The sequence below is a fragment of the Massilia sp. UYP32 genome (assembly GCF_050434365.1).
Classification (GTDB): domain Bacteria; phylum Pseudomonadota; class Gammaproteobacteria; order Burkholderiales; family Burkholderiaceae_D; genus Telluria; species Telluria timonae.
Genome location: NZ_JBNDIK010000002.1, coordinates 122,350 through 141,210, shown reverse-complemented (window position 1 = coordinate 141,210; position 18,861 = coordinate 122,350). Strand labels below are relative to the sequence as shown.

Annotated in this window: 17 protein-coding genes; 13 read left to right on the top strand and 4 right to left on the bottom strand. The window is 67.5% G+C overall.

Annotated features, from left to right (window positions below; all coding sequences use genetic code 11):
• Window positions 1–108 precede the first annotated feature (108 nt).
• The 4 genes from ABIB42_RS02075 (at window position 109) to ABIB42_RS02060 (ending at window position 3,541) form a co-directional block, all read left to right on the top strand.
• On the top strand, window positions 109–477 hold the full coding sequence (locus ABIB42_RS02075; protein WP_005667425.1) for an integration host factor subunit alpha: 369 nt from the start codon (window positions 109–111) through the stop codon (window positions 475–477).
• Window positions 478–493: 16 nt separating this feature from the next.
• The gene (locus ABIB42_RS02070) at window positions 494–895 is read left to right on the top strand and encodes a MerR family transcriptional regulator (RefSeq protein WP_071362437.1); all 402 of its coding nucleotides are present in this window, start codon (window positions 494–496) and stop codon (window positions 893–895) included.
• A gap of 284 nt (window positions 896–1,179) precedes the next feature.
• Window positions 1,180–1,812 carry a response regulator gene (locus ABIB42_RS02065; protein ID WP_005667428.1) on the top strand — a complete coding sequence of 211 codons (633 nt, stop codon included), beginning with the start codon at window positions 1,180–1,182 and terminating at the stop codon, window positions 1,810–1,812.
• A gap of 190 nt (window positions 1,813–2,002) precedes the next feature.
• The gene (locus ABIB42_RS02060) at window positions 2,003–3,541 is read left to right on the top strand and encodes a CHASE3 domain-containing protein (RefSeq protein WP_429247814.1); all 1,539 of its coding nucleotides are present in this window, start codon (window positions 2,003–2,005) and stop codon (window positions 3,539–3,541) included.
• Here ABIB42_RS02060 and ABIB42_RS02055 read toward each other — a convergent pair.
• Window positions 3,522–4,256: a Crp/Fnr family transcriptional regulator gene (locus ABIB42_RS02055; RefSeq protein WP_143054549.1), complete on the bottom strand. Its 735-nt coding sequence runs from the start codon at window positions 4,254–4,256 to the stop codon at window positions 3,522–3,524. The genes ABIB42_RS02060 and ABIB42_RS02055 overlap by 20 nt on opposite strands.
• A 350-nt stretch (window positions 4,257–4,606) precedes the next feature.
• On the opposite strand from ABIB42_RS02055, the gene ABIB42_RS02050 reads away from it, so the two are divergent.
• The 9 genes from ABIB42_RS02050 (at window position 4,607) to ABIB42_RS02010 (ending at window position 16,504) form a co-directional block, all read left to right on the top strand.
• Window positions 4,607–5,278 carry a response regulator transcription factor gene (locus ABIB42_RS02050; RefSeq protein WP_005667433.1) on the top strand — a complete coding sequence of 224 codons (672 nt, stop codon included), beginning with the start codon at window positions 4,607–4,609 and terminating at the stop codon, window positions 5,276–5,278.
• A gap of 25 nt (window positions 5,279–5,303) precedes the next feature.
• On the top strand, window positions 5,304–6,620 hold the full coding sequence (locus tag ABIB42_RS02045) for an ATP-binding protein (RefSeq protein ID WP_429247813.1): 1,317 nt from the start codon (window positions 5,304–5,306) through the stop codon (window positions 6,618–6,620).
• Between the two features lie 133 nt (window positions 6,621–6,753).
• Window positions 6,754–7,185 carry a type IV pilin protein gene (locus ABIB42_RS02040; RefSeq protein ID WP_005667436.1) on the top strand — a complete coding sequence of 144 codons (432 nt, stop codon included), beginning with the start codon at window positions 6,754–6,756 and terminating at the stop codon, window positions 7,183–7,185.
• Window positions 7,186–7,208: 23 nt separating this feature from the next.
• Window positions 7,209–7,847 (top strand): pilus assembly FimT family protein, encoded by a 639-nt coding sequence (locus ABIB42_RS02035; RefSeq protein WP_040776296.1) that lies wholly within the window; start codon window positions 7,209–7,211, stop codon window positions 7,845–7,847.
• Window positions 7,844–8,284: a type IV pilus modification PilV family protein gene (locus ABIB42_RS02030; RefSeq protein ID WP_005667440.1), complete on the top strand. Its 441-nt coding sequence runs from the start codon at window positions 7,844–7,846 to the stop codon at window positions 8,282–8,284. Before ABIB42_RS02035 ends, ABIB42_RS02030 begins: the two co-directional genes overlap by 4 nt.
• Window positions 8,281–9,456 carry a PilW family protein gene (locus tag ABIB42_RS02025; protein WP_429247812.1) on the top strand — a complete coding sequence of 392 codons (1,176 nt, stop codon included), beginning with the start codon at window positions 8,281–8,283 and terminating at the stop codon, window positions 9,454–9,456. Before ABIB42_RS02030 ends, ABIB42_RS02025 begins: the two co-directional genes overlap by 4 nt.
• The gene (locus tag ABIB42_RS02020) at window positions 9,453–10,049 is read left to right on the top strand and encodes a pilus assembly PilX family protein (RefSeq protein ID WP_429247811.1); all 597 of its coding nucleotides are present in this window, start codon (window positions 9,453–9,455) and stop codon (window positions 10,047–10,049) included. Before ABIB42_RS02025 ends, ABIB42_RS02020 begins: the two co-directional genes overlap by 4 nt.
• Before the next feature lie 26 nt (window positions 10,050–10,075).
• Window positions 10,076–14,740 carry a pilus assembly protein gene (locus tag ABIB42_RS02015; protein ID WP_429247810.1) on the top strand — a complete coding sequence of 1,555 codons (4,665 nt, stop codon included), beginning with the start codon at window positions 10,076–10,078 and terminating at the stop codon, window positions 14,738–14,740.
• A 111-nt stretch (window positions 14,741–14,851) separates the two neighbouring features.
• A complete protein-coding gene (locus ABIB42_RS02010; RefSeq protein WP_005667447.1) occupies window positions 14,852–16,504 on the top strand; it encodes a peptide chain release factor 3 in 1,653 nt (550 codons plus the stop codon).
• A 13-nt stretch (window positions 16,505–16,517) separates the two neighbouring features.
• On the opposite strand, the gene ABIB42_RS02005 is transcribed toward ABIB42_RS02010, so the two are convergent.
• Genes ABIB42_RS02005 through ABIB42_RS01995 form a run of 3 tightly spaced genes read right to left on the bottom strand, consistent with a single transcriptional unit; the run spans window position 16,518 to window position 18,836 of the window.
• Window positions 16,518–17,513, bottom strand: coding sequence for a DUF3108 domain-containing protein (locus ABIB42_RS02005; protein WP_184238794.1), 996 nt, complete (start codon window positions 17,511–17,513; stop codon window positions 16,518–16,520).
• A gap of 37 nt (window positions 17,514–17,550) precedes the next feature.
• Window positions 17,551–18,195, bottom strand: coding sequence for a hypothetical protein (locus ABIB42_RS02000; RefSeq protein ID WP_184238796.1), 645 nt, complete (start codon window positions 18,193–18,195; stop codon window positions 17,551–17,553).
• An 11-nt stretch (window positions 18,196–18,206) separates the two neighbouring features.
• On the bottom strand, window positions 18,207–18,836 hold the full coding sequence (locus ABIB42_RS01995) for an outer membrane beta-barrel protein (protein ID WP_429247809.1): 630 nt from the start codon (window positions 18,834–18,836) through the stop codon (window positions 18,207–18,209).
• Window positions 18,837–18,861 lie beyond the last annotated feature (25 nt).

Here is an 18,861-nt window from a genome sequence, read left to right as displayed (position 1 = left end):
CGTCATCCGAAACATCGTTCGACTTGAAGGCAGGGCTTCAAAATTAACAACAACGACCTTGATTCCGCCGTTTTCCAGGAGGCGCTGGCCGCCGACCTGGACCGCGCCATGCAAGTGGCGCGGGTACGCAAGGAAGCTGAACAGTCATTGCCGACCTTGACCAAGGCCGAGCTGGCCGAACTGCTGTTCGAGCAGGTCGGCCTGAACAAGCGCGAAGCCAAGGACATGGTCGAAACCTTTTTTGACGAGATCCGCAATGCGCTCGAGCGCGGCGAAGCGGTCAAGCTGTCCGGCTTCGGCAATTTCCAGTTGCGCGACAAACCGCAGCGGCCCGGCCGCAATCCGAAAACGGGGGAAGAAATCCCCATCACGGCGCGCCGCGTCGTGACATTCCACGCCAGCCAGAAACTCAAGGGAATGGTCGAAGAGACCACACCAGGTAGTCCACCCGCGGGTTCCCTGGCGCGTGCAGCCTGAGGACGCCCGATAAGCAATGAATGACCGACCGAACAAGATCGAACCGAACGTGCTGCCGCCGATTCCGGCCAAGCGATATTTCACGATTGGGGAAGTCAGTGACTTGTGCGGAGTCAAACCCCACGTTTTGCGCTACTGGGAGCAGGAATTTACTCAGCTTAAGCCGGTCAAACGTCGAGGAAACCGCCGATACTATCAGCACCACGAAGTCCTGCTGATCCGGCGCATCCGCGCGCTGCTGTACGAGCAGGGCTTTACCATCAGCGGCGCACGTAACCGCCTCGACGGTCGCGCCAGCGCGGCGGCCGAGTTCGAGCTGGACCTGCCCGACAGCCCGCCAGCGATCGACTGCGACAAGCTGCGCGCCGATCTGCTGGACATTCTCGACTTGCTTAAAAACGGCGCGCGGCCGGCGTAAAGCCCTGGGCTTGCCATCCGGCGTCGGCAGGGCCAGTCGTGATCACGTGCCGCCCAGAATCTCGCGTTCGCCCGCCGCCGGGTCGTCCCCGGTTCAGTTGCCGGTGTTGCGCTGGTCAGACGTCGGTCGCACGCGGCTTATGTATACTCAAGCATTCGTGCACCTGTTGAACGCGGCCCTCTGAGTGTTAAAATGTCACCCGCGCATATGCTGAATCTAACGCATGTAAACCGGGCGGTTCAGACCCGGCACTTTCCTGCGCAAGGAAAATTTAAGGGAAGACAATGATACGCGTTGCCATTTGTGACGATCACCAGATAGTTAGAGCAGGATTCAAGCAGATTTTTTCATCGTCGGGCGATTTCGAAGTCGTCGCCGAAGGCGCCACCGGCCGCGAGGCCCTCGATATCGCACGCCGCGAGATCTGCGACGTGCTGCTGCTGGACATCGCGATGCCCGACCAGAGCGGCATCGACATCCTGCGCACCATCCGCCAGGGCCAGCCCAATCTGCCGGTGCTGATCCTGTCCGGCTACCCGGCGCAGCAGTATGCGCTCAACCTGTTCAAGATGGGCGCCAACGGCTATCTGAACAAGGAGTGCGAAGCCGACGAACTCAAGACCGCCGTGCGCACCGTCTACCAGGGCCGCCGCTATGTGTCCTCCACGGTCGGCGAACTGCTGGCCCAGAGTTTCGACCGCGATCCCAATACGGCGCTGCACACCGAGCTGTCCGATCGCGAGTTCCAGGTTTTCCTGCGCCTGGCGAAGGGTGCGACCGTGTCCGACATCGGCAACGCGCTGTCGCTGTCGATCAAGACCGTGTCCACCTACCGTACCCGCATCATGGAAAAAATGGGCCTGCAGTCGAATTCCGACCTGACCTATTACGCCATGAAGAACAATCTGCTCGATTAATCTCTGCTGATTTTTTAGACAGATTCATCTGACAACGCGCCCACCAGGGCGCGTTGTCACGTCTGGACAGGTGTGTCACATCCTCAAGCGCAAGTGCAACAAAAGGTTACGGCAGAGAATATCGTAGTGCAACATTGCGTCCATACGCCTATAATGAAGGGCCACATTCCTTGCGCGAAAGGAAGCCTGGATGTACTTTACTACCGCTGCGGACGAGAAAACCATCCGTAGTCTCCCCCTTCACAAGACCCTGCTGTGCCTGATGTGCGTGGTGCTGCTGGTCGTCAATGGTGTGTTCCTGACGCGTAACCTCGACGATTTGCGGGCGGCCAACGCGCTGCAAGCGCAGACGGCCCAGGTGTCGGACGAGCTGCAATACCTGAACCTGATCATCACCGACGCGGAAAGCAGCCTGCGCGGCTACTTCCTGTCGGGCGACGAGGTGTACCTGGGCCCGCTGCGCAGCGCCTCGCAGCAGGTCGACAAGCAGATGGGGTCGCTGGGCGATCTGCTGCGCGACAATCCTTCCCAGGCAAAGAACTTGCAGCAGCTGCGCACGCTGGTCGACAAGAAATTTGGTCTGCTTCAGCAGTCGCTCGAGGTCTACCGCGAAGGCGGGCTGAACGATATCGTGGCGATCGCCGCCTCGCCCGACGACCGGGCGCAGATGGACGAGATCCGGCTGCAGGTCGTGATCATGACGCGCGAGCAGAACGAACTGCTCGCCACCCGCACCGCCGAGTTCTACCAGCAATACCGCCACGCCGTGGTATTTGGCGTTGGCATCAATGCCGCCGCCATCTTCGTGCTGCTGCTGTTCTACAAGATGATCAAGCGCGCCTTCCGCTTGCGCCTGTTGGCCGAGCGCGCCCTGCAACGGTCGAATGATGGCCTGGAAGAAGTCGTGGCCGAGCGCACCGCCCAGTTGTCGGTGCTGTCGCGCCACCTGATCAAGGTGTCGGAAGAAGAAAAATCGCGCCTGGCGCGCGAACTGCACGACGAGATGGGCGCCAACCTGACGGCGATCGGCATGGACCTGTCCACGGTCGGCGAACACCTGCGCGCCAGCCATCCGGAACTGGCGTCGAAGCTGGGACGCGCCAAGCGCACCCTGGTCGACACCGTGCAGCTGAAGCGCCGCATCATCGAGAATTTACGGCCGAGCCTGCTCGACAATATGGGGCTGTCGGCTGCGCTGCAAAGCTATTGCGCCGATTACGCACGCGTCACGTCGCTCGATTGCGATGCCCTGATCGATGCCGAGGCCGACGCCGCCGGCCCGATGCAGGCGATCGCGCTGTTCCGTATCACGCAAGAGGCGTTGAACAATATCGCCAAGTATGCCAAGGCGAGCAACGTCATCGTCAACCTGACGCGCGAGCCCGACGGCTGGGGCCTCGAGATCACCGATGACGGCATCGGCATTCCGCTTGACGCCATGGCCAGGTCGAAATCGCATGGCTTGCTCGGCATGCGCGAGCGCGCCTTGCTGCTGGGCGGTACGCTGGTGGTGGAGCGTGGTGTGAATGGGGTGGGAACTTGCGTGCGCGCCATGATTCCGGCGTCGGCCCCGGGGGGCAATGAGGAGGCGGGTGCTGCAGGGGGGATGACTGCCGCTGCGGTCGCCTTGTCGTGCGTACAGGCCGAAGCGGTCTTGCTGGATCCGCCGGCCCCGGACGGGGCCAAGGCGAATCCGGTGTCACGTCATCTCAACGCGCCACATCCATGAGCAGGCGGTCGTATTCCGATTTGGCGACCTTGTAGCATTCGCCCGCATATTCTTCCAGGCCGGCGCGGTCCAGCACGGTGATGTTGCCGCGGCGGTACTGGATCAGGCCTTCGTCCTGCAGCTTGCCGGCGGCGGCGGTGATGCTTTCGCGGCGCACGCCCAGCATGATCGAGATCAGTTCTTGCGTCACTTTCAGCTCGTTGCTGGCCGAGCGGTCCAGGCGGTCGAGCAGCCAGCGGCACAGCTTCTGTTCGATCGAGCTGTGACGGCCGCCGACGGCGTTCTGGGCCATCTGGGCGAACAGCGCATTGGTGTAGCGCATCAGGAGCTGGGGCAGGGCGCCGCCGCGGTTGAAGGCGTCGCGCAGGTATTGGGTCTTGAGGCGGTAGCCGTAGCCGGCGCTCTGAACCACGGCGCTGCAGGTGGCGCGTTCGCCCATGAACAGCGACACGCCGACCGCGCCTTCGTGGCCGACCACGGCGATCTCGGTGGTGGCGCCGTCTTCCATCACGTACAGCAGCGACACGATTGCGGTGGTCGGGAAATACACGTATTCCAGTTTGCTGCCATACTCGAACAACTCTTTACCGAACGGCATCGGGACCAGTTCGAGATGGTCGAACATCTCTTCCAGGTCGGTACGGGGCAGGGCGGCCAGCAGTTCGTTCTGCTGGGTGCCGCTGTAGCTCACGACCGGTTTCGACGCGGACTTCATTGCCTCACTCGTGGCAGGGATCTGGTTCTTGGCTTTTTGGGTGAGACCACCAAACTGAGTGTTGTTCATCTTATGTCCTCTTATGTCTATCGTGCGTCGGGGGCGATGTCAGGAGGCTTGTCTTTCTTACCTCATCGCGATGGATGTACTTTAAGGCTACGGTCTGTTGCCGCACATAAGACGAGTATCCGCCCCCATGTAGGTTCCAAGCATGATGTCGTGTCAGCCCAGTCCTACTGGGGAAGACAGTGCGCTGGCGCACCTTCCGCGCCAAAGTTTCGTTGAAGAACGCCGAAATGCCGCATAATTCGCCGGCGCGACCATGACGGGCGCATCACGGGACTGAGGATATGGGGTTGCGGGTATTGCTGGTGGAAGACGATGCGGTGCTGGCCGACGGCCTGCTGCGCGCGCTGCAGGCGCAGGACATGACGGTCACGCAGGTGGCCGACGGGCTGGCCGCCGACCGCGCCCTGCAGGAGTCCGGGACCGAGGTGGCGGTGCTCGACATCGGCCTGCCCGGCATCGACGGCTTCGAGGTGGTGCGCCGCCTGCGCGCGCGCGGCGCGGCCACGCCGGTGCTGTTGCTGACGGCGCGCGACGCGGTCGAGGACCGGGTGCGCGGCCTGGAGACCGGCGCCGACGACTACCTCGTGAAGCCCTTCGCCACCGCCGAACTGGTGGCCCGCATCCGCGCGCTGGCGCGGCGCCACGCCCCGGTCTCTACCCTGATGTCGCTCGCCGGCCTGTCGCTGGACCGCGCCACCCGCCGCGCCCGCGTCGCCGGCCATCCCATCGAGCTGTCGGTGCGCGAGTGGGGCGTGCTCGAATACCTGCTGCAGCATGCCGGGCGAGTCGTGTCCAAGCAGCAGATCATCGACGCCATCCTGCCCTGGGGCGAAGACGTGACCCAGAACGCGGTCGAGGTCTATGTGTCGCGCCTGCGCCTGAAACTCGACGGATCAGGCGTCGCGATCCGTACCATCCGCGGCTTCGGCTACCTGCTGGAGGCGGCCGAATGACGCTTGGCGTCATGCTGCGCGCCGCATGAGCAGCATCCGGCTGCGCCTGCTCAAGTGGCTGCTGGGTCCGATCCTGCTGGTCAACCTGGTGCTGGCCGCGCTGGTGGCCGGCCTGGCCTGGACCCCGGCCCAGGTCGCCTTCGACGCTGGCTTGCTGGAGACCGCCAACGGCCTGGCCGCGCGGCTGGCCGCGGGCGCCACGCCGCAATTGCCGCCCGGCGCGCCGGATGCCGACCGCAACTGGTTCGTGGTGCGCGACGGGCATGGGCGCCACCTGGCCGGCGCCGCCGCCTTCCCGGCCTTGCGCCCCGGCGCCGCGCCATATGACGCCGAGGTCGACGGCGAGCCGGTGCGGGTGGTCGCATTGGCGCTGGCGACGCCCGCCGGCGAACGCCACCTGGGCGTGGCGCGCACCCTGCGCCAGCGCCTCGAGGTGCGTTCGGCCATCGTGCGCTCGCTGGTGGTGCTGGTCTCGACCGTGACCCTGACCCTGGCCGGCGTGGTCTGGCTGTCGGTCAGCAATGGCCTGCGCCCGCTGGCGCGCATCCGCGCCGAGCTGGCCGCGCGCGGGCCCGGCGACCTGGCGCCGATCCCGCAAGCCAGCGTGCCTTACGAGATCGCGCCGGTGGTCACCGGCTTCAACGAATTGCTCGACAAGGTCGAAGCCGGCGCGCGCGCCCAGCGCGACTTCCTGGCCGACATGGCGCACCAGCTGCGCACGCCGCTGGCCGGCATGCAGCTGCAGCTCGAATGGCTGCGCGCGCGCCATGCGCGCGACCCCGACACCGTGCGCTCGCTGGGCATGATGGAGCTGGCCAACGAGCGCATGATCCGCCAGGTCAACCAACTGCTGGCGCTGGCGCGCGCCAGGGAAGGGCGGCCGGACGGCCAGCACGCCGCGCTCGACCTGGCCCGGCTCGTGCAGGAAACCATCCAGTTCTTCGTCGGGCAGGCGGCCGCCAAGGACATCGACCTCGGCTTCGAGCTGGCGCCGGCGCTGGTCGAAGGGGACGCGTTCCAGCTGCGCGACCTGGTCGACAACCTGGTCGACAATGCCCTGCGCTACACGCCGGCCGGCGGGCGGGTGACCGTCGGCTGCGCGCGCGAGGGCGATGCCGTCCTGTTTACCGTGGAAGATTCCGGCCCCGGCATCCCGCCCGCGCGGCGCGCCGCCGTGTTCGAACGGTATGTGCGCCTGGACGACAAGACCACCGGCAGCGGCCTGGGGCTGGCCATCGTGCGCGATATCGCGCTGGCGCATGGCGCCACCGTGGTGCTGGACGACGCCGAGGGCGGCGGCACCCGCGTGACGGTGCGTTTTGCTGCGGCTCCGACAAGATAGGGGCTTGCCGGCGTCGTATTTGCGTCGCTGTCAGGACTTTGTCAGCTTTTCCTCAGGGAAATGACAGGTTCCTGGGATATCATTCTCCATGGCAACATTATTGGCGGAGTCCGTCCGCCTTCAGGAGAATCCCATGCAGCAGCGCCAGTCCGGCTTCACGCTCGTCGAGCTCATGATCGTGGTCGCGATTATCGGCATCCTCAGCGCGATCGCCGTGCCTTCGTACAATAGCTACGTCATGCGCGCGCGCCTGGTCGAGGCGCATGGCGTGCTCGCGTCCACCCAGAACAAGCTGGAACAGTACTGGAGCAACAACCACAAATACGAAGGTTTCGACGCGGAAGGCGCCAGCCTCATGCCCGAGCCCGGCCTGAATTTCGACTACAGCCTGGACGACGCCACCGCCTCGGCCTATACCTTGACCGCCACCGGCAAGAACGCCGCCGCCGGATTCGTGTATACGATTGACCAGTCCGGGCAGCGGGCCACCACCGGGGTGCCGGATGGCTGGCTCGACAACGATAGTTGCTGGGTCGACCGCAAGGAGGGCACGTGTTCCCAGTAGTTCGCCCAGTAGTTCGCCCAGCAGTGCTGCCAGCAAGCGCGGCCCGCGAGAAAGGCTTCACGGCGCTCGAGGCGCTGGTCGTGGTGGCGATCCTCGGCATCCTGCTGGCGGTCGGCATTCCCGGCATGCGCGGCTGGCTGGGCGGCACCACGGCCACCGGCGCGGCCGAGTTCTACGCCGAAGGTTTTCGCCTGGCGCGCAGCCAGGCGCTGGCCAACAACAGCCGCAGCCGCCTGGTGTTCACCGAGAACGCCGGCAGCGGCCAGCTGGACTGGCAGGTCGACGTCTGCTTCCCGGTCCCGGACGATGGCTGCGGCGCCGACAGCGCGCGCTGGTCGACCGTGGACGAGCCGGCGCCGGGTCCGGAAGACGGCAACGTCGAGACCAGTTCGGTCTTTCGCAGCGCCGCCGCGCTGCCGCGCACCACGGCCTTGAGCGTCGCGCCCGATTCGGAGGCGCGCTCGGTCTATTTCACCGAGCTGGGCTGGGTCGACGGCGCCAAGCCGGCGCTGATGCGCTTCGACCTCGGGCCCGGCAGCGCCGACGCCGAGCACGTTTTCACGCCGACCGCCGTGGTGCTGACCCTGGCCGGGGCCGTGGTGACCTGCCGCCCCGACCTGGTCGGCGCCGCTGCGGCGGGCGACGCGCGCAGGTGTCCATGATGGGTCGCCGCATTTCCGTGCTCCGCCAGGCCCAGCGCGGCGTTGCGCTGCTCGAAGCGCTGATCGCCGTCCTGCTGCTGGGGATCGGCCTGATCGGCACCCTGGCCCTGCAGGTCAATTCCCAGGCCGCCCTGTCCGAGGCCGCCATGCGCGCCGAGGCGACCATCGCCGCCAACGAGTTGATCGGCGTGATGAGCACCGACCTCGACCACCTGGACGAATATGCGCTGGCCAGGGACGCGGAGCCGGGCGAGCGTCTCGAGACCTGGCATGCCGCGCTTGCCGGCCACCTGCCGAACGCCGCGGTCGAGGTCACGGTCACGCCGGCGGCGGACACCGAACGCACCGCCGTCGTGATCGTCATCAAGTGGCGCCGCAGCGAAGAGGCGCAGCAGAACACGCACCGCATCGTCACCTACCTGGCGAGGTCGGCATGAGTTCCCGGGCGCAGGCGCGGCGCATGGCCGGCTTTTCGCTGGTCGAGCTGATGGTCAGCATCGTGATCGGCCTGCTGGCGGTGCTGTTCGCCACCCGCATGATGACCGATTCCGAAACCACCAAGCGCGGCGCGCTGGGCGGCTCGGATTCGATGCAGAACGGGATGATGGCGATGTTCTCGATCAGCGGCGACGCCGAGCAGGCCGGTTATGGCCTGAACGATCCGATCCTGAACGGCTGCGACACGCTGTTCACGGACAACAGCGGCTACGCGCTGGCAGCGGCCAGCCGCGACGGCGTCGGCGTGACGCCGCTGGCCGCTGCCGTGATCGTGCCGGGGGCCGACGGCAAGCCGGACCAGCTGACCATGTACGCGGGCAGCGCGCCGGGCGGCACCGGCACCACGCGCCTGCTCACCAACTACATCGGCGGCAACCAGCTGGTGGTCGACCGGCCGTTGTACGGCTTCGCGGTCGGCGACGTGATCGTGGTCGCGCCCGAGAACGGCGAAGGCAAGTGCGCGCTGGCCCAGGTCGCGGCGCTGACGGGCCAGGGCGCGGCGCCGGCGATCTCGATCGGCGACGTGCGCTACCGCTACAACGCCGGCGCCCTGGCGCGCAATTTCGACGGCAGCGCGAGCCGCATCTTCAACCTCGGAGGCGAAGCGAACCTGTCGTTCCACACCTGGCTGGTGCGGGACGGGGTGCTGCGCCTGCGCGCCACCAACCTCGGCGCGGATGGCGAGGCCGCGCATGCGGTGGCCGACAACATCGTCTCGCTCAAGGCGCAATACGGCTTCGACAAGCGCGCCGCCGCCGACTTCGATCCGGAACTGGGGATGCAGGTGGGCGAATGGTCGAGCGCGATGATCGACGCCGACGACGATGGCGTGACCGGCGGCCCGGGCGACTACCAGCGCGTCGCCGCGCTGCGCATCGCGGTCGTGGCGCGCGCCAAGACGCCCGAGCGGCCCGGCGCCGACGGCGTGTGCACGGCGCAGCCGCAGGCCATCAAGGTGTTCGGCAGCGCCCAGCCGCAGGGCGTCGACCCGGTGGAGGTCGAACTCGACGTGCGCGTGGCGGACGACCCGGTCGACTGGCGCTGCTACCGCTACCGCACTTTCGAGACCATCGTCCCGCTGCGCAATGCGGGCTGGAGGCCCACCGCATGACCCATCCACCGACAAGCACCCGCAGCCAGGACGGGGTCGCCTTGCCCGTCATGCTGATCATGATGCTCGTGATGCTGGTGACCAGCATCTACCTGCTGCGCTCCAGCAATTCGGCCACCCTGGCGGCCTCGAACCTGGCCTACGACGCCACCCTGAGCCGGGCGGTCGACCTGGGCCTGCACACCGGCTTCCAGTGGCTGAGCGACGCCGCGTCGGCCGACAAGGCCAGCCTCAACCAGGATGACCTCGCGCGCGGCTACCACGCCAGCCTCGATACCACGCTGACGCCGAAGGACAAGGCGTTCTGGGACGACAGCTTTGCGGTCGAAGACGCCGACGGCATCCGGATCCAGTATGTCATCCACCGCATGTGCCGCAACCCGGGAAGCTTCAGCAGCGAAAACCAGGAGTGCGTGCTGACCTCCGCCAACACGGTCAAGATCGGCAACCGGGTGGCGATCGGCGAGAGCCTGGCGTCGGACGCGCCGGCCTATGCCAGCTCGCCCCAGATCCACTACGTGATCACGGCCCGCATCGACGGCGCGCGCGGCGGCAACGTGATCAACCAGATGGCTGTCCTGATCGGCGCCTGACGCCGGCCGCCACGAATGGAATGCGCATGAATTTTTCTCTCCTTACCACGCTGGCGATGGCGCTGGCCATGACCCTGGCGTCGACGCCGGCCTGGGCCGGCCCGACCGGCCTGGCCTCGCTGCCCCTGATGAGCATTACCGGCAGCGGGACCGTCAAGCCGAACCTGATGCTGCTGTACGACGATTCCGGCTCGATGGCCTGGAACCATACGCCGGACTACGTCGACGACAACACCACCTGCCGCGCCGGCACGACGCTCGCGGCGCGCAACCCGCGCGGCTGCGTGATCGGCGATCCGCCCTATGCGGCGCCGCTGTTCAACCGCCAGTACTACGACCCGAAGGTGCGCTACCAGCCGCCGGTGAAGGCCGACCAGACCTCGTATCCGAGCCAGACTTCCAGCGAGACCGACGGCTGGAAGTCCGTGACCACCGACGGCTTCGGCATCGACAAGCGGAATATGCGCAATGCGAACGAGAATACGACCAATCTGCTGACCGGCTACCCGGACCTGCAGTGGTGCAACAGCGCCGGCGACTGCCGCCGCAACATCGGCGGCTACGCCTATCCGAGCCTGACCTACGACAGCGCCGAGGCGGTCGGCGCCAATCCCTATTACTACACGATCAACGTCGCCGAATACTGCACCGACGCCAGCCTGAAGCGATGCGTGAGCACCGCGGTCAATGCCCCGGCGCCGCAGGGGTATCCGGTGCCGGCCCCGGTGCGCTGGTGCAACAGCACGGCGCTGACCGATTGCCAGGCCAAGTACGTCGGCAACTACAAGTACCCGCGCTACGGCGACCCGAACCGCTCGGCCAACTGGTATTCGACCATCACCATCAACGATTCGGGCGCCGCCAGCGCGGTCTCGATCACCGCCGTGCGCGCGGTCGGGGTGTCCGGCACCCAGACCATCACCCGCGACGCGGCCACGGCCTCGGGCGGCACCAACACCGCGGCCAAGCGCACCGCGCTGGCCACCGCGCTGGCGGCCTCGATCGTCAACAAGGCGGTATCGGACCGTCCGTTCACCGCCTGCGTGCCCCAGGCCAGCGGCGTGGTGCGCGCCTGTTCCGACTTCGGCATCACGCTCGATTCGAGCGACATGCTGGCGGTGATCCCGATCAGCTGCGGCCGCAACGTCACCAACAAGAACAACTGCACGGTGGTGAGGGAGGGCGAGCGCACCGGCGACGAGATCGTGGTCGATTCCGGCACCGCCGCCACCGCGCTGCTGCAAGTGGGCGGACGCGCCGCCAACAGCAGCAACACCAACGGCCGCAGCCGACTGGTCGGCCTGAAGCTGGGCAATACCACGCTGATCGACTCGCTGCGCTTCGGCCAGAACTACACGGCGGCCCAGGTCGCCTCGCAGATCGCCGGCGAGATCGGCACCCGCGGCACGATCAAGGCCTATGTGGGTCCGAACAGCGTCACGCCGCAGTGCGCCGCGGCCACCAGCTCGATGGTGTGCATCGTGGCGCCGCTGAGCATGGCCGGCGCCAACCTGAGCTATACCCGGGTCGACAATCCCGCCAGCCTGAGCTGGGGAGGCGCGCCGGCGACCAGCGACGGCGCGCCAACCTCGGTTTCGGGTTTCGATACCGGCGTGTTCATCCGCACCGACATCGTGCCGGCGCGCGACAACTACCCGAAATCGGCGCAGCGCACCGATTGCCAGGGCGCGGCCTGCACCTACGCCGAGGAGATGACCAACTTCGCCAACTGGTACGCCTACTACAAGACGCGCAACCAGATGATGAAGACGTCCGTCGGCCTGGCCTTCCAGCCGCTGGGCGAAGCCTACAAGGTCGGCCTGGTGGGCCTGCAGGATGCGGCCGCGGAAGGGACGATGAGCCGTCCGAAGCCGTTCACCGGCCAGAACCGGATCGACTGGTACGACGCGCTGTACGCGATGAACAGCGCGGGCGGCACCCCGGTGCGCCTGGCGCTGCACGCGATCGGCAAGATGTTCGCCAACCAGGCGCCGTACAGGCAGGAGGCGGGCTCGGAGACGGTGGAGTATGCGTGCCAGCAGAACTTCACGTTCGTGACCACCGACGGCTACTGGAACGGCAACAGCCCCAAGACGCTGGTCAAGGCGGCGACCCGCAATTCGCCCGCCGAATACGAGGAAACCGTCGTCAACAACGACAACACCGTCAACCCGGCGCGCTTCTGCACGCGCGAGAAGGGCTGCCTCGACACCCGCGCGCAAACGCTGCCGTCGCTGGCCGACGTCGCGCTGTACTGGTACAACGGCGGCTCGAGCACCGGCACCGTGTCGCTGCGTCCCGAGATCGACGACATGTCGAAGACCGGCCAGGTGCCGGGCGCCGGCAACAACCACCTGCACATGCGCACCTACGCCCTGGGCCTGGGCGTGGACGGCATCATGACCTATGAGCCCGACTACGACACCAAGCCGGTGGTCGGCGGCGACTTCTACAACCTGATCAACGGCGTACAGACCGGCTGCCCGTGGAACAACAACGGCGCCTACGTCTGGCCCGACCCGAATACCGGCACCACCGACCTGTCGACGGCGCTGCAGTCGCGGGTGGACGACCTGTGGCACGCCGCCATCAACGGCGGCGGCAAATACTTCCCGGCCTCCGATCCGCTGCAGGTGGTCGACAGCCTGAACCGGGTCCTGAACGACATCCAGGTCGCCACCGGCGCGGCCGCCGCGGCCGCCACCTCGACCCCCAACGTGGCGCAGGAAGACCGCGACATCTTCTCGGCCACCTTCACCACCGTGAAATGGACGGGAAACCTCTCCAAGCGCGTGATCGACATCGTCACGGGCGAGGTCAGCCAGGACGTCGACTGGAAGACCTCCTGGAGCATGGGCCAGAAGGTGGGCGCCGACGCCGACACCCGCAGCATCTGGTGGCGCAACCCGGCCACCGGCGCGCGCGCCGACTTCGCCTACGACCAGTTGGGCGCCGACCAGGCCTGGTTCTCGAACAAGTGCTCGGCGCTGCCGCAGTGCGCGCGCCTGTCGGCCGACCAGCGCGCCGTCGTCAACGACGGCCGCACCATCGTCGGCTGGCTGCGCGGCCAGCAGCAGCATGCCGACAACGTCCTGCTGCGCGCCTACACCACCACCGGGCCGGAAGACACCGGCCCGAACAGCGCGCAGCTGGAGATCCTGGGCGACGTGGCGTCGTCCAAGCCGGCCTACCTGCGCGAGCCGCGCAAGGCTTACGGCAGCGCCGACTATGCGGCCTTCCGCAGCGAGAACGCGAGCCGCGACCCGGTCGTTTTCATCGCCGCCAACGACGGCATGCTGCATGCCTTCGACGCCGAGAAGGGGACCGAGCTGTGGGCTTACATGCCGCGCATCACGATGAAGAAGCTGTACCGGCAGGCCAGCGTCAATTACGCGTCGAGCCACCAGTTCAGCACCGACGGTTCGCCCGAGCTGGCGGACGTCAAGATCGGCGGCGAATGGCGCACGGTGCTGGTCGCCGGCCTGAACGCCGGCGGGCGCGGCTACTATGCGCTGGACGTCACCGATCCGGCCGATCCCAAGCCCTTGTGGGAAATCTGCGCCGACAGCACGGTGTGCGGCGGCGTGCACCACCAGCCCGACATGGGCTTCACCTTCGGCAATCCCCAGTTCGGCACCATCCGGGTGGGCGGCGCGGAGCGCTGGGTGGTGTTCCTGACCTCGGGCTACAACAACATTCCCGGCGCCGACGACATCCAGTCGGGCAGCGGCAAGGGCTACCTGTTCGTGATCGACGTCGCCACCGGCGAGGCGATCGCCAACCTGGGCGCCGGCGACGTGCTGGACAAGGGCATGCTCACCACCGGCAGCGGCGACGCCACGACGCCGTCCGGCCTGGCGAAGATCACGGCGATCACGGCCAACCCGAACACCGATCCGCTGGTGACCTACGTCTACGGCGGCGACAACCAGGGCCAGATGTGGCGCTTCGACTTCACCGGCGAGCGCGTCCAGCGGCTGCTGATGGCCGATGCCGGCCCCGATCAGCCGATCACCACCCGTCCCGACGTCGCCGTCTGCCAGGTCGGCTCGACCGGCGAGGGGGCGGACGCCTCGCCGACCAGGCGCGTGGTGGCCTTCGGCACCGGTCGCATGCTCGACTTGCCGGACATCCAGAACACCAAGGTGCAAAGCGCCTATGTGCTCAAGGACGATGGCGCCGCCTTCGACGCCGCCGCCTGGCGCGACGACGAGACCTATGCCGAACGCACGCTGACCGAGACCCGGCCCTACGATGACGCCGCGCCCGACGTGCCGCGCTCGAACCAGTTCACGATCGGCGGGACGATCGCCGACCTGGGGCGCCAGCGCGGCTGGTTCGTCGACTTCGACAAGAACGCCGGCGAGCGGGTCAACCTGGATCCGAAGATCGTGGCCGGCACCCTGACCGTCGTGTCCAACCTGCCGCAATCCTCGACCGCCTGCGCCGTGGGCGGCATCAGCTACGCCTATTTCGTCGACGTGTGCAGCGGCGCCGCGGTCTCGAACGACATCGCCGGCGTGCTGCTGTCGGGCGACGCGGCGGCGGTGGGCACGACCATCGTGCGCCTGCCGTCGGGCGCGCTCAAGCTGATCACCACCACCGCCAAGGGCAACACCATCACCACCGAGGTGGCGCCGGCCAAGACCCAGGACGCGCGCCGCACCGGCTGGCGCCGGGTGCGCGACTAGGCGATGCACGCGCCGGGCGCGCCGTTTAGTTCACACGGCGCGCCCCGGAAACGGTAAAATCGAGGGTTTTCCGACAAGGGTCGCCCGCGGCCCGACAACAGGGCTCGATCCATGGCCAACGACACCGATATTTCCAGCGACGACCTCGACGTCGCCGCCCCCCGCCAGGCCGGCGCGATCGCGCGCGAAGTCGCGCGCCGCCGCACCTTCGGCATCATTTCCCACCCCGACGCGGGTAAAACCACGCTGACCGAGAAGCTGCTGCTGTTCTCGGGCGCGATCCAGCTGGCCGGCACGGTCAAGGGCCGCAAGAGCGGCCGCCACGCGACCTCGGACTGGATGGACATCGAGAAGCAGCGCGGCATCTCGGTCGCGTCCTCGGTGATGCAGTTCGAGTTCCGCGAGCACGTGATCAACCTGCTCGACACCCCGGGCCACCAGGACTTCTCGGAAGACACCTATCGCGTGCTGACCGCGGTCGACTCGGCGCTGATGGTGATCGACGCCGCCAAGGGCGTCGAGGAACAGACCATCAAGCTGCTCGACGTGTGCCGCATGCGCGACACCCCGATCGTCACCTTCATGAACAAGATGGACCGCGAGACCCGCGATCCGCTGGAGCTGCTCGACGAGGTCGAGTCGGTGCTCAAGATCGAGTGCGCGCCGGTGACCTGGCCGATCGGCATGGGCAAGAACTTCCGCGGCGTGTACCACCTGCTGCGCGACGAGATCATGCTGTTCAAGGCCGGCGAAGAGAAGGCCGACGGCGCCTTCGAGATCGTCAAGGGCATCGACAATCCGAAGCTGGCCGAGATGTTCCCGCTCGAGATCGAGCAACTCAAGATGGAAGTGGAACTGGTGCACGGCGCTTCGCACGTGTTCGACCTCGAGCGCTTCCTGTCGGGCGTGCAGACCCCGGTGTTCTTCGGTTCGGCGATCAACAACTTCGGCGTGCGCGAGATCCTGTCGGCCCTGGTCGACTGGGCGCCGGCGCCGCGCGAACGCGACGCCACCGTGCGCGCGGTCGCGCCGGTCGAACCCAAGTTCTCGGGCTTCGTGTTCAAGATCCAGGCCAATATGGACCCGGCCCACCGCGACCGCATCGCCTTCCTGCGCGTGTGCTCGGGACGCTTCGAGAAGGGCATGAAGGTCAAGCACCTGCGCCTCGGACGCGAAGTGAAGCTGTCGTCGGTCGTGACCTTCATGGCCTCGAGCCGCGAACAGGTCGAAGAAGCCTACGCCGGCGACATCATCGGCCTGCCGAACCACGGCAATATGCAGATCGGCGACAGCTTCTCGGAAGGCGAGATGCTGACCTTCACCGGCATTCCGTATTTTGCCCCGGACCTGTTCCGCACGGTGCGGATTCGCAACCCATTGAAAGTGAAGCAGCTGCACAAGGGCTTGCAGCAGCTGGGCGAAGAGGGCGCGGTGCAGGTGTTCAAGCCGGTGCTCGGCTCGGACCTGATCCTGGGCGCGGTCGGCGTGCTGCAGTTCGAGGTCGTGGCCAGCCGCCTGCTCAACGAGTACGGCGTGGATGCCGTGTTCGAGAGCAGCAGCATCAGCAGCGCGCGCTGGATTTCGAGCGACGACAAGAAATCCCTTGCCGACTTCGAGAACCAGCTCGGCCACCAGGTCGCCTACGACGCCGCCGGCAATATGGCTTTCCTGGCGACGTCCGGCGTGAACCTGCGCCTGACCCAGGAGCGCTGGCCCAAGCTGGTGTTCCACGCGACTCGCGAGCACGCGGCCAAGCTGGCCTGACGCAGCCCCCGCATCAAGGCCCGGCCGCGCTCTCGATCTCCATGTCGATCTCGAGCGCGTCCAGGGTCTGGGTGCGCACCGCGCCGTCGGGCAAGGTCAGGCGCAGCTGCACCGGCAGCCAGGCCTGGCCTGGCGCCAGCCACACTTCCAGCCGCGGCGCCCCCTCGGGCGCCAGCTGCGCCAGGCGCAGCGCTTCCACGGCGCCGATCCCGGTGTCGACCGTCTCCATTTCCATTACCTCGTAGCGTTCCTGGCGCGCCCCGCCGGCGGCGCCGATCCAGAACGCCAGCACGCCGCGCAGCTGGTCCGGATTGGCGCGCCCCATCCCCGCCAGCTGCAGCAGCAGCGAGGCGCGGTCCTGGGCGCCGCCCGCCAGCTGGTCGCGGCGCGCGCCGAGGTGCGAGATGATCACCCCGCGCGCGCGATCGAATTCGGTGTTCGCCCGGCCCAGGCCCGCCGGCTCGCTGGCGCGCAGCGGCGCCAGGCCGCCGTCGTCCAGGCCGCCCTCGCTGTCCAGCGCGCCCAGGATGCCGTCGAGCGCGAGCCGGTAGCTGCTGCCGTCGGTGCGCCATTCGAGGCGCGCCGCGCCCCCGCCGCTGACGCGGTAGTCGAGGCGCGCCGGCGGCGCCGGCGAGACGCGGAACTGGCCCGGCATCGCGCCCGGCAGCACCTCGCCTTGCCCGACCGCCTGGAGCGGCGCGAGCGCCGGCAGTGGGGGCGATGTGGCTTCCGGCCCGGCATCGGGCGCTGGCGCGGGCTGCGGGGCGGATTCAGGGGCGGATTCGGGGGCGGGCCGGGATGCGGGCGGCGGGCCGGGCGCCGGCCGGGGCGTTGCGCGCTCGGTCCCGGCGCGCGCGATGCGCAGCGTCAGCGGCGCAGGCTCGCGCACGCCCGGCGCGCGCTGGGCGGGGAATTCGAGCCAGGCAAGGGCGGCCAGGTGCAGCAACAGCGATGCCAGGCCGACGCCGAGCAGACGCCGGTGGCGCGCCAGGAAAGCGGGAAATCTCATGGGCGCTAGTGTAGCGCGCCCGTCCGCGAACGGGAGATCAGAAGCCGACGTTCAGGTTGGCCCTGACCCTGCTGCTGGAATTGGTCGCATTCTCGAAACGCTCGGCCGCGTGGCCGTGATTCTCGAAGGAGCCGTCGAGCGTGACCCGGTCGCTCACCTTGTACTGCGCGCCGACGCCGGTGTACAGGCCGGTATCGACGCCCCTGCGCACGCCGCGGCGGTTCTGGCTGTGCGCCACGCCCAGCTTGCCGTAGGCCGACAGGCGCTCGCCGAGCGGTTGCGTGACCTTGACGGCCGCGTGCAGGTTGAAGCCGCGCAGGCCGATCGCGCCGGTCGTGTCTTCGGGATCGCGCTCGTTCAGCGGGCGAAAACCCTGGTCGAGCAGGTTGACGTAGCCGGCCTCGAAAGCCAGCCCCGGCGTCGTCGCGACGCCCATCAGCAGCCTGGGGTCGGTCTTGAACAGGCCGGCGAACAGGCGGTCGTTGGGGTTGACGTTCAGGTTCCCGCCATAGACCCGGGGAAAGGTCTGGGAACGGGGATCGCGCGGGGCCGAGAACACGCTGCGCGGGCGGGTGTCGGCCAGCGCCACCGGCGCGGCCGCCTGTTCCACCAGTTGCGCCCGCGCCGGAGCGCCGGCAACGGCCGCAACGGCCGCCGCCAGGATCAAGGCCGGTTGTTTCATGTCGCGTCCTTTCAGAAGCCCATCTTCAGGTTGCCCTTGACGCCGTCGCGCACGCGGTCGAACTTCTTCGCCGCGTCGCCGTGGCGCACGAAGTCGCCGCTTACCGTGGTGCGTTTGTCGACCTTGTAGCTGGCGCCGGCGCCGGTGTATAGACCGGTATCGGACCCGGCCACGCCTTGTTCCTTCTTTTTTTCGGTATAGGCGATGCCGGCCTTGCCGTAGGCCGACAGGCGCTCGCCGGCCGGCAGCGAATATTTGGCGGCCAGATGGTTGCTGGAACCTTTTTCGCCCAGCGGGATCGAGGCGTCGGCGGGCTTGCCCGGCTCGACCTTGTGCAAGTCTTTGTCCGGCAGATTGAGGTAACCGCCCTCGATGGCGACGTTGGGCGTCACCTCGACGCCGGCGATCAGGCGCGGATCGCGCCGCATGCCGGTGAACACGTGGTCGTTCGGCTGGGCCGCCACGTCGCCGCCATACACGCGCGGATAGGGCTGGTGGCTGCCGGCGAACGGGTCGGGCCTGGCGGCTGCGTTCCGCTCGAGCTGCGCCGGCTGGCGCGGGGACGGGTCGGGCAGCAGCTGGGCCTGGACAGTGCAGGCCGCCAGCCATCCGAGCGTCAATACGAAGGCGCGTGCTTTCATCGGAGCTCCTCGAGCGGGGGATTTG